Source organism: Micromonospora sp. NPDC003776 (genome assembly GCF_053605645.1).
In genome coordinates this window covers 1-10,547 of record NZ_JBSGJR010000206.1, presented here as the reverse complement: position 1 = coordinate 10,547, position 10,547 = coordinate 1, and the positions used below count along the sequence as shown (strand labels likewise).

The window sequence follows — 10,547 nt, the reverse complement described above, 5'->3', positions numbered from 1 at the left end:
AAAACCCGCTCCGACCCCGCCCCAGGGGGTCCCTCCCGGCGCGGGCCCGCGCCGGACGGGACCCCTCGCAGACGGTCAGCGGGACCCGATGAGCCGCCGCCCCACCGAGGCGATCAGCCGGTCCAGCTCCGAGCCGAACGGGTTGTCGTGCACCAGGTACGTCCAGGTGGCGCTCGGCCGGACCAGCTTCGCCGCGTCCGGCTCCCAGCCGTCGGTGAACTCCGTCTCCTCGAAGGTGGCGATGGTCCGCGACTCGATCTCGGGGACCAGCGCGTTGAACGCCGGTACGGCGCTGCGGTGGAACTCGTCCAGCGGGTCGAGTCGGCCCAGCGCCCGCAGGTGCACGCCCTCGCGCACCTCGGAGAGCTCGGCCAGGTGCTCGGCCCAGAGCCGGTCCAGGTGGTAGAGGGCGATCTTGCGGGCCACCTCGGCGAGCAGGTCCTCGTCCATCTCGCCGGCCTTCTCCGGCACCCGCTCCAGCAGCATCAGCGCGGCGATGTCGCTGGTCAGCAGCCGCTCCCGCCGCTCGGCGAGCGCCTTGCGCTGCTGCTCGATGACCTGGCTGTACCGCCAGGTGTTGCGGTGGATCTCGTGGTTGACGCCCTCGGCGACCCGCTGGGCGTGCTCCACCGCGTAGTCGACCTGCGGGTCGGTGACCAGGCCGTCGGCGTTCATCCGCGGCGACGGCGGAACGGTGTCGCCGGCGTGCCGCACCACCAGGTCGTCCTCCAGGCTGACGAAGAAGACCGAGCCGCCCGGGTCGCCCTGCCGGCCGGCCCGGCCGCGCAGCTGGTCGTCGACCCGGCGGCTGTCGTGCCGGCCGCTGCCGATCACGTACAGGCCGCCCAGCTCGGCCACCCGATCCCGGTCGGCCTGGTCGCTGCCGCCGAGGCGGATGTCGACACCCCGGCCGGCCATCTGCGTGGAGACGGTCACCGCGCCGTACGCGCCGGCCTCGGCGATGATCGCCGCCTCCTCGTCGTCGTTCTTGGCGTTCAGCACGACGCAGTTCACGCCGGCCGCGTGGAGTCCGGCGGCCAGGCCCTCGGACTCCTTGACGTCGAGGGTGCCGACCAGCACGGGGCGGCCGGCCTCGTGGCAGCGCTTGATCTCGTCGACCAGCGCCTCCTCCTTCTCGGCCTGGGTCGCGTAGATCCGGTCCGGCTCGTCCTCCCGGATGCACGGGGTGTTCGGCGGGATCACCGCCACCTCGAGACCGAAGAACTCGCGGAGCTGGTCGCCGACGAGCACGGCGGTCGCGGTCATCCCGCAGACCGTCGGGTAGAGCGCGATGTAGGCCTGCACGGTGACGGTGCCCAGCACCTCACCCTCGGCCGTGGCGTCCAGGCCCTCCTTCGCCTCGACCGCGGCCTGGAGCCCGTCCGGCCAGCGGCGGCGCTGGGCCACCCGGCCCCGCATCTCGTCGATCAGCTCGACCGAGTCGTCGCGGACGATGTAGTCCACGTCCCGGTGCAGCAGCGCGTGCGCGTGCAGCGCCACGTTCACCGCGGAGAGCTGACCGACGTGCTCCTCGTCGTACAGGTCGATGCCGCCGAGCTTGGCCTCGACGGTGGCCAGGCCGAGCGAGGTGAAGGCGACGCTGCGCCCGTCCTCGGCGACGGTGTAGTGCTTGCCCTTGCGCAGGCCGCGGACCAGCGCGGCGGCGGCGTGCACCGGGTCCTGCTCGCCGGGGACCGCGCCGGCGAGCACCATGGGCACCCGGGCCTCGTCGATCAGGATCGAGTCGGCCTCGTCGACGATCGCGGTCTTCAGCGGCGGCTGGACCCGGTCGGCGAGGTCGGTGACGAGCTGGTCGCGGAGGAAGTCGAAGCCGGCCTCGCTGACCGCCACGTAGGTGACGTCGCAGGCGTACGCGGCCTTGCGCTCCTCGGGCGTGGAGGCCTCGTTGACCCAGCCGACGGTGAGCCCGAGCAGGGTGTAGACGGGGCCCATCCACTCGGCGTCGCGGCGCGCCAGGTAGTCGTTGACGGTGAGCACGTGGACCGGGCCGTTGCCCAGCCGGACGTGCCCGTACGCCGCGATGGTGGCGGTGAGCGTCTTGCCCTCACCGGTGGCCATCTCGGCGACCTTGCCCGAGAGCAGCGCCATGGCGCCGAGCAGCTGCACGTCGTACGGCCGCTGGTCGAGGCCGCGCCGGGCCGCCTCGCGGCCGACCGCGCAGATCTCCTCGTACCCCTCGGCCTGCCCGGCCGCCTCGGTCAGCTCGGCGTCGGAGAGCTTCTCCAGCTCCGCCTCGCGGGCCTCGATGGCCGGCAGCAGCTTCTCCAGCGGGGCCAGGTCGACCGTCGTCCCCGGGCGCTGGAGGAACCTCCGGAACCTGCTCTTCACGCGTTGTGACACACCCATGAGCGGCAACGGTACGCGAACCGGAGCCGATTGTGACCCCCGACCGGCGCGCGCGTCCGCCCGGGGTTCCTTTCGTCCCTGTTTCCGCAGGTCACCGCCCGACTGACCGGAACCCGCGGTCAGCCGGTGAACACCACCTGGAGCTCGGCGCGGCGGCGCTCGGCCAGGTCGGTCAGCACCGTCGGGGCCTCCTCCAGCGGCACCACCGCCGTGACCAGGTGCTTGCGGATCAGGTCGCCGTACTGGCGCAGCAGCTCGATCGTCTCCGCGGAGAGCCGCTCCCGGTCCCAGGTGTGGGCCAGCCCGCGCGGCACCCGGCCGATCTGGGCGCAGCGCAGCGCCAGCCCGTTGTGGTGGAACTCCTCTCCGAACCGGACCGCGCCCGCGCCCGACTGGTAGAAGGCCAGGTCGACGACGGTGCCCTGGGGTCGCAGCAAACGCAGTGCGAGCTGCAGGGCCCAGTCCTGGCCGCGGCACTGGAAGACCACGTCGGCGCCCCGGTCGCCGGCGGCGTGGCGCCACCGGGTCTTCAGCACCACGGCCGGGTCGTCCGCCTCCGGGTCCAGGGTCTCCAGGCCGAGCGCCTCGGCCACCTCCCGCCGCGCCGGGGTGGGGTCGAGGACCACCACCGAGGCCGCCCCGTGCCGCCGGGCCAGCAGCGCGGTCAGCAGGGCGACCACCCCGCTGCCGACCACCGCCACCCGCCGGCCCCGGACCCCGTCGCCGAGCGCGCGCACGTCGGTGCCGCACAGGTCGGCGGCCGCGTGCAGCAGCCCATTGGCGCAGATCGGACCCATGTGCGCGACGTAGACCCCGAGCAGCGGGTCGAGGTCGTCGGGCAGCGCGACGAACCGCTCGGCGAGCGGGTCGGCGAGGAACCCGCTGCGGTGCCCGTAGGTCAGCGCGCCGACCGTGCCCACGGCGACGGCCGGCGTACGGCTCTCCACCACCCGGCCGACCTGCATGTACCCGAGCCGGGTCACCGGATAGGGGGTACTGGCCGCACCGGGCTGGAACAGGCCGAGCTCGGCGTTCCAGGTGACGTTGAGGTACGGGTTGGTGCCCTTGACGTAGCTCAGCTCGGTGCCGGCGGAGACCCCGCTGTAGAGCGTCTCCACCCGGAAGGTCCCCTCGCGCAGCTCACCCGCGTCCTGTTCGACCAGCTCGACCCGGCCCGGTCCGCTGACCACCACCACCCGGTCACGCATCGATGGTCACCCCCTCCGCCGGCACCGCGTCGGACACCGCCGTGGTGAGCCGGGCGGCCGGGCCGGTGGGCAGCGCCACGCTGCGCCCGGTCCGTGCCGATTCGGCCACCGCCAAGGCCAGCCGCTGGGTACGCAGCGCCTCCGCGTAGGGAACCCGGACGTCGTCGCCGATCCCCCGGACCGCGTCGACGAAGGCCCGGTCGACGGCCACCCGGGCGCCGTCCGGGTCGGCGGGCAGGTGCCGCTCCCCGTCGGCGTCGCGGATGGTCAGGCCGTCCTCGGCCAGGGAGAGCGCCAGCCCGTCGGCGAGGATCTCCAGGCCGGCCCGGTGCTTCCAGGTGAGCACGCACGCCGCGGCGAGGGTCCCCACCGCGCCGGAGGCGAAGCGCAGCGTGGCGGCGGTGACCGAGTCGATGTCGGCGCCCGCCACCGGCGGCGGCGTGCCGTCGCCGTACGCGGTCACCTCGGTCGCCTCCCCGACCAGCAGCCGGACCAGGTCCAGCACGTGCGCGGCCTGCTCGACCACCGGGCCGCCGGACCGGTCCCGCCGGGCCCACCAGTCGACCGGCGGGACCTTGTCCAGCCAGGCCCCGTTGACCATCCGAACCGGGCGGTCGGCGAGCAACTGCCGGGCCTCCTCGACGATGTGCAGGTAGCGCCAGTGGTGGCCGACGCCGGTGAGCAGGCCGCGCCGCTCGACCAGCGCGGCGACGTGCTCCGCGGTCTCCAGGTCCACGGCCACCGGCTTCTCGACGAACAGGGGCACGCCGGCGGCGATCACCGCCTCCTCGGCCGGCCCGTGGGCGAACGGCGGCACGCAGACGTACACGGCGTCCGGGCCGGCCGCGAGCAGTTCGTCCACGTCCCGGAAGGTCCGGGCCCCGTGCGCCCCCGCGAGGGCCTCCGCCGCGTCCGGGGCGACGTCGGTCACCCCGAGCAGTTCCACGTCCTCGAAGCCCGTCAACACCCGGGCGTGGCGTTGCGCCACCCCACCGGCCCCGACCAGTCCCACCCGGCACGCGCGCATCCCTCGACCCTCTCGCCGCGACTCACGAAACTGCTGTCAGCTCTCCCCGGGGGGCCGCGCAATCAAACGTTCACCGGCGGGGAACCGGCCGGTGCGCTGGTCGTGATCAAGCTGTTAGGGATGATCCGGTTAGCGCGGGCGACGGATTGGGAAAAGCAGAAGCCCGCGTTTCCGCCACGACCTGGGAGTGTGCCCGTGCGGGAAACAGATGCGATCGTCTCACCTGTGGTGGAGGCCTGGGCCACCTACCGCACCACCTCCGCCGACGACTGGCCGGTGCGGCGGTTGCTGCGGGCCAAGGGCGACAGCCGGATCAGCGTGGTGCTGCCGGCCCACAACGAGGAGGCCACCGTCGGCGCGATCGTGTCGACGATCCGTGAACACCTGATGGACCGCGTTCCGCTGGTCGACGAGCTGATCGTGGTGGACTCGCGCTCCACCGACCGGACCGCCCAGGTGGCCCGGGCGGCCGGCGCCGAGGTGGTCAGCCAGGACGAGATGACCCGCGGGCTGCCCCGGCTCACCGGCAAGGGGGACGCGCTCTGGGCGGGGCTGGCGGCGGCCGAGGGCGACGTGGTCGCGTTCGTCGACGCCGACCTGCACGAGTTCCGCCCGCACTTCGTCACCGGCCTGATCGGTCCGCTGCTGACCGACCCGTCGGTCGACTTCGTGAAGGGCTTCTACCACCGGCCGCTGGTCCGTGCGACCACCGTGGAGGCCGACGGCGGGGGCCGGGTGACCGAGCTGATGGCCCGGCCGCTGCTCAACCTCTTCTGGCCGGAACTGGCCGGTTTCGTGCAGCCGCTCGCCGGCGAGTACGCGGGCCGCCGCGAGGTGCTGGAGCGGGTGCCGTTCGTCTCCGGGTACGGGGTGGAGACGGCAATGCTCATCGACCTGCTGGACCTGGTCGGGCTCGACGCGCTGGCCCAGGTGGACCTCGGTGAACGCAAGCACCGGCACCAGGACACCGCCGCGCTGGGCCGGATGTCCGCGCAGATCATGCTCACCGCCTGGTCCCGGTTGCAGCGGCGCGGCTGGGCGGCCCCGGGCAGCGCGCCGACCGCGCTGCTGACCCAGTTCCGGCGCGGCGGCTCGGACGTGCTGCCGAATCTGGACCGGGAGATCGTGGTCAGTGACGTGTCCATCGAGGAACGTCCGCCGCTGGCGCAACTGCGCCACCGGGTGCCCCGACGCCGGATCGCGGCGTGAGGGTGCCGGGCCTGGAGGGAAGGAACAGCACACGATGAGTCTCACCGTCCTGATGAACGCGGGGCCGTGGTTGTCCGTCCCACCGCCGGGCTACGGCGGCATCGAGAACGTGGTCGCCACCCTCGTGCCGGAGCTGCGCAAGCTCGGCGTACGGGTGGTGCTCGCCTCGGTGGAGACCAGCACGCTGCCGGTCGACGAGAAGGTCTGGGTCTTCCCGGACGGACAGTTCCCCGCTCTCCAACGGCCCTACAACCAGGTCTGCGGGATCTCCCAGGCGCACCTGAGCGGGGTGGTCCGCGAGCTGCACACCCGCGACGACATCGACCTGGTGCACGACCACGTGGAGGCGGTCGGCCTGGCCACCATGGCCGCGATGGGGCCGGACGGCCCACCCGTGCTGCACACCCTGCACTGGGACCTGGCCAAGCATCCCGAGCTGTACGGCAACCTCGACGGCGGTGACCGGGTCCGGGTCAACGGGGTGTCCGCCGCCCAGCTGGCCCGCGCGCCCCGGGCCCTCCAGGAGCACTCGGTGGGGCACGTGCACCTCTCCACGCCGCTCGCCGTGGACGCCGACCGCCGGCCGGCCGCGGAGAAGGGCGAGCACGTGCTCATCCTGGGCCGGATCAACCCGGGCAAGGGGCAGGACCTGGGCGCCCGGTTGGCGCAGCGGGTCGGCTTCCCGCTCGTGCTCGCCGGCCCGGTCGGGCCGTACCACCGGCCGGAGGACCTGGCCGCCGCCGGCGACGAGGCCCGGCAGAACCCGGACGTCCGGTTCTTCTACGACCAGGTCGCCCCGTACGTGGACGGCGACCTGGTCCGCTGGGTCGGCACGGTCGCCGGGCAGGAGCGGGACGACCTGCTCGCCGGGGCCCGGGCCGCGCTGTTCCCGCTGCGCTGGGAGGAGCCGGGCGGGACCGCGGTGGTCGAGTCGCTCGCGCTCGGCACGCCGGTGGTGGCCGTCGGCCGCGGCTGCCTGCCGGAGCTGATCGAGCACGGCCGCACCGGACTGCTCACCACCGACGAGGAGGAGCTGGGCGAGCTGGTGCTGGCCGCCGGCCTGCTCGACCCGGACGAGTGCCGGCGGGAGGCGGCCGCCCGGTTCACCCCGGCGGTGATGGCGCAGCGGTACGTCGAGCTGTACGAGCGGGTCCGGCAGCTCGCCGCCCGGCCGTTGCAGCCCGCCTGAGCCGTACCGTCGTCCGGCCCGGTCGCCCCGCGCGGCCGGGCGGGACCGGCGTTTGCCTCCCGACGGTCCGGGAATGCCGCCCGGTCCGTTGTCACTGAGGGGGCCGGCATGACGAACTCGATGGCGCACTCCCGGGCGCGGCGCAACCCGGCCGACGGCCGGGCGCCCGTCCGCCGGGCCGCCGCGGCGGTCGGCGTGGTCTTCCTGGTGGTCGGCGTGCTCGGTTTCATCCCCGGTGTCACCACCCACTACGGCGACCTGTACTGGGCGGGGCACCAGTCAGAGGCGAAGCTGCTGGGCGTGTTCCAGGTGTCGGTCCTGCACAACCTCGTGCACCTGGCCTTCGGCGTCGCCGGCCTGGCCCTGGCCCGGACCGTCTCCGGCGCCCGGACCTACCTCATCGGCGGGGGCGTGATCTATCTGGTGCTGTGGCTCTACGGCCTGGTGGTCAACAAGGGCAGCGGGGCCAACTTCGTCCCGCTCAACGATGCCGACAACTGGCTGCACCTCCTGCTCGGGGTCGGGATGATCGCTCTCGGACTGCTCACCACGCGGGGCCGTGCCCACCGCTGATTCGGGGCCGAGCGGGCGTCCGCGTCCGGTTTCACCCGGGCTGGTCACGGGTACCTCGTAGGTCCCACGGACGAGACTGAAGCGAGGGCCCTGGGATGTCGACCCGGATCAGGTGCGAGGTCCGCGACGAGACGCCGGTCACCGTCGTCCGGCTCGCCGGCGCGTTGGACCTGAGCACCATGCGCTCCCTGGACGGCGTGCTGGCCGAGCGGCTGGCCGCCCAGCCGGACGCGCTCGTGGTCGACCTGGAGCAGCTCGAGGTGCGGGACCGGCTGGCGCTGTCCGTCTTCGCCGCCGCCGCCCGGCGCGCCGCCGACTGGCCGGCCGTGCCGATGGTGCTCTGCGCCCCGCCGCCGGACACGGCCGCCTGGCTCGCCGATTCCACGATCTGCCGGGTGGTGCCGGTACGCCCCGACTGCGCCGAGGCGGCCGCGTTCGCCAGCACGGCCGTCGCGCCGCGGCTGCGGACCCGGCTGGAGCCGGTCGCCGGGGCCTGCCGCCGGGCGCGGGAACTGGTCACCGACGCGTGCGGCCGCTGGAACATCCCGGAGCTGGCCGGCCCGGCCTCGCTGGTGCTCAGCGAGCTGGTCGGCAACGTGGTGCGGCACGCGGGTACCCCGATGCAGGTGACCCTGACCCTGCGCAAGCCGTACCTGCGGGTGGCGGTGATGGACGGCAGCCCGGCCGATGCGCGGGCCGCGGTCGGCCCGGACCTGCGGGCCGAGGGCGGTCGCGGGTTGATGCTGGTCCGCGAGCTCACCCAGCGCTGGGGCAGTACGCCGGCCGGTGCCGGAAAGGTCGTCTGGGCAATGCTATCGGCGAACTGACCGAATTTACCGCTCTCGCCTGGTTTCATGGGCAGAGGGCCGGGTAGGCGTGCCCGTCCTTTCTGCCGTCACGACGGGGTGAGAGCAATGCCCAAGCGGGTAGTCACGGAGCCGGCACGGGACCGGGGGCCGGCGATCCTCGCGCCGGCCCAGTTCGGCGGGTTTCCCGGACCGATCCGGGAGGCGGTTCCAGGCAACTCGCTGTGGCGGTTGCTGCGCACCACCGACCACAAACTGATCGGCCTGATGTACCTGGCCACGGCCTTCGCGTTCTACATGGCCGCCGGCGCCGAGGCGATGCTGATCCGGGCCGAGCTGGCCCGGCCGGGGCTGCAGTTCCTCTCCCCGGAGCAGTACAACCAGCTGTTCACCACCCACGGGTTCTCCATGCTGCTGCTCTTCGCCACGCCGGCGGCGCTGGGGATGGCGAACTTCATCGTCCCGATCCAGATCGGCGCGCCGGACGTGGCCTTCCCCCGGCTGAACGCGTTCGGCTACTGGCTGTTCCTCTTCGGCGGCCTGATGCTGTACGGCAGCTTCCTCACCCCCGGTGGCTCGGCGGACTTCGGCTGGACCGCGTACACGCCGCTGAGCACGGCGGACCATTCCCCGGGCGCCGGCGCCAACATGGTGGTGGTGGGGCTGGTCATCAGCGGTCTGGGCACCATCCTGACCGCGGTCAACCTGATCACCACGATCGTCACGCTGCGCGCGCCCGGGATGACCATGTTCCGGATGCCGATCTTCACCTGGAACATACTGCTCACCAGCGTCCTGGTGATCTTCGTCTTCCCGCTGCTGGCGGCGGCGCTGCTGGCGCTGGCCGCGGACCGGTTGGTGCACGCGCACGTCTACGATCCGACGACCGGCGGGCCGATGCTCTGGCAGCACCTGTTCTGGTTCTTCGGGCACCCCGAGGTCTACATCATCGCGATCCCGTTCTTCGGCATCATCACCGAGATCATCCCGGTCTTCTCCCGAAAGCCGATCTTCGGTTACACCGGTCTGGTGTTCGCCACCATCGGGATCACCGTGCTGTCGATGAGCGTCTGGGCGCACCACATGTTCGCCACCGGCCAGGTGCTGCTGCCGTTCTTCAGCATCCTGAGCTTCCTCATCTCGGTGCCCACCGGGGTGAAGTTCTTCAACTGGATCGGCACCATGTGGAAGGGCCAGCTCACCTTCGAGACGCCGATGCTGTTCGCCGTCGGCTTCCTGGTCACCTTCCTGTTCGGCGGTCTCACCGGTGTGATCCTGGCCAGCCCGCCTCTGGACTTCCACGTCACCGACACCTACTTCGTGGTGGCGCACTTCCACTACGTTCTCTTCGGCACGGTGGTCTTCGCGTTCTTCGGCGGGATGTACTTCTGGTTCCCGAAGATGACCGGGCGGCTGCTGGACGAGCGGCTCGGCAAGGCCCACTTCTGGACTATGTTCATCGGCTTCCACACGACGTTCCTGGTGCAGCACTGGCTGGGCAACGAGGGCATGCCGCGCCGGTACTCCGACTACCTGCCCAGCGACGGCTTCACCACCTTGAACACAATCTCCAGCATCGGGTCCTTCGTCCTGGGCGTGTCCAACCTGTTCTTCATCTACAACGTCTGGAAGTCCTGGCGGTACGGCGCGCGGGTCACCGTGAACGACCCGTGGGGCTTCGGCAACTCGCTGGAGTGGGCCACGACCTGCCCGCCCCCGCTGCGCAACTTCGACCAGATGCCGCGGATCCGCTCCGAGCGGCCGGCGTTCGACGCCAAGTACGGCCCGCTCGTCGCGAACCTGGGCCGGGACCTGCCGCAGCGGAGCACGAAGCCGCCGCAGCGGATGGCCGAGGAACTGCGCCACGTGCCGTACGCGCCGGAGTCACCGGCCGCCGAGGGCGCGCACGGCGCCCGCGAGGCCGCCGAGTACACCCCGGCGCCGCAGTCCGGCGCCCGGCCGGTCGACGTGCCGGAGCCGGAGGAGGTCCTGCGGCCCAGCTTCGAGGAGACCGACGAGCCGGAGGAGACCCAGCTGGGCCCGCAGCGCAACACGCAGAAGAACCCCCGCTGGGAGCACCCCCGCGGGCACGGTGACACCCCGGAGAGCTGACCGGTCGGGACAACGAGCGGAAGGGCCGGCGCCGTCGGGCGCCCGCCCCTCCGACC

8 protein-coding genes are annotated in these 10,547 nt (G+C 72.7%); 5 read left to right on the top strand and 3 right to left on the bottom strand.

Annotated elements, in window-relative coordinates; genetic code table 11:
* Window positions 1–75: 75 nt before the first annotated feature.
* The 3 genes from secA2 to ACWEVO_RS18110 all read right to left on the bottom strand — a co-directional run bounded on the left by secA2 (window position 76) and on the right by ACWEVO_RS18110 (window position 4,602).
* Window positions 76–2,367, bottom strand: a complete 2,292-nt coding sequence (secA2, locus tag ACWEVO_RS18120) for an accessory Sec system translocase SecA2 (protein WP_452308689.1) — start codon at window positions 2,365–2,367, stop codon at window positions 76–78.
* 119 nt (window positions 2,368–2,486) lie between these two features.
* Complete coding sequence (locus tag ACWEVO_RS18115; RefSeq protein ID WP_452308688.1) at window positions 2,487–3,575, bottom strand: zinc-dependent alcohol dehydrogenase; 1,089 nt, start codon at window positions 3,573–3,575, stop codon at window positions 2,487–2,489.
* Complete coding sequence (locus ACWEVO_RS18110; RefSeq protein WP_452308687.1) at window positions 3,568–4,602, bottom strand: Gfo/Idh/MocA family protein; 1,035 nt, start codon at window positions 4,600–4,602, stop codon at window positions 3,568–3,570. Before ACWEVO_RS18110 ends, ACWEVO_RS18115 begins: the two co-directional genes overlap by 8 nt.
* 228 nt (window positions 4,603–4,830) lie before the next feature.
* Between ACWEVO_RS18110 and ACWEVO_RS18105 the strand changes: the two genes are divergently transcribed.
* The 5 genes from ACWEVO_RS18105 (at window position 4,831) to ctaD (ending at window position 10,491) form a co-directional block, all read left to right on the top strand.
* Window positions 4,831–5,811 carry a glucosyl-3-phosphoglycerate synthase gene (locus tag ACWEVO_RS18105; protein ID WP_452308690.1) on the top strand — a complete coding sequence of 327 codons (981 nt, stop codon included), beginning with the start codon at window positions 4,831–4,833 and terminating at the stop codon, window positions 5,809–5,811.
* Window positions 5,812–5,845: 34 nt separating this feature from the next.
* Window positions 5,846–7,000, top strand: a complete 1,155-nt coding sequence (locus ACWEVO_RS18100) for a glycosyltransferase (RefSeq protein WP_452308686.1) — start codon at window positions 5,846–5,848, stop codon at window positions 6,998–7,000.
* Window positions 7,001–7,108: 108 nt separating this feature from the next.
* Window positions 7,109–7,573, top strand: coding sequence for a DUF4383 domain-containing protein (locus ACWEVO_RS18095; protein ID WP_452308685.1), 465 nt, complete (start codon window positions 7,109–7,111; stop codon window positions 7,571–7,573).
* A 95-nt stretch (window positions 7,574–7,668) separates the two neighbouring features.
* Complete coding sequence (locus ACWEVO_RS18090) at window positions 7,669–8,400, top strand: ATP-binding protein (RefSeq protein ID WP_452308684.1); 732 nt, start codon at window positions 7,669–7,671, stop codon at window positions 8,398–8,400.
* Between the two features lie 87 nt (window positions 8,401–8,487).
* Window positions 8,488–10,491: an aa3-type cytochrome oxidase subunit I gene (gene ctaD / locus ACWEVO_RS18085; RefSeq protein ID WP_452308683.1), complete on the top strand. Its 2,004-nt coding sequence runs from the start codon at window positions 8,488–8,490 to the stop codon at window positions 10,489–10,491.
* Window positions 10,492–10,547 lie beyond the last annotated feature (56 nt).

Excerpts from the sequence above, each read along its gene's own strand:
- secA2 (WP_452308689.1), bottom strand. The coding sequence starts at position 2,367 with ATGGGTGTGTCACAACGCGTGAAGAGCAGGTTCCGGAGGTTCCTCCAG.
- ACWEVO_RS18115 (WP_452308688.1), bottom strand. The coding sequence starts at position 3,575 with ATGCGTGACCGGGTGGTGGTGGTCAGCGGACCGGGCCGGGTCGAGCTG.
- ACWEVO_RS18110 (WP_452308687.1), bottom strand. The coding sequence starts at position 4,602 with ATGCGCGCGTGCCGGGTGGGACTGGTCGGGGCCGGTGGGGTGGCGCAA.
- ACWEVO_RS18100 (WP_452308686.1), top strand. The coding sequence starts at position 5,846 with ATGAGTCTCACCGTCCTGATGAACGCGGGGCCGTGGTTGTCCGTCCCA.
- ACWEVO_RS18095 (WP_452308685.1), top strand. The coding sequence starts at position 7,109 with ATGACGAACTCGATGGCGCACTCCCGGGCGCGGCGCAACCCGGCCGAC.
- ACWEVO_RS18090 (WP_452308684.1), top strand. The coding sequence starts at position 7,669 with ATGTCGACCCGGATCAGGTGCGAGGTCCGCGACGAGACGCCGGTCACC.
- ctaD (WP_452308683.1), top strand. The coding sequence starts at position 8,488 with ATGCCCAAGCGGGTAGTCACGGAGCCGGCACGGGACCGGGGGCCGGCG.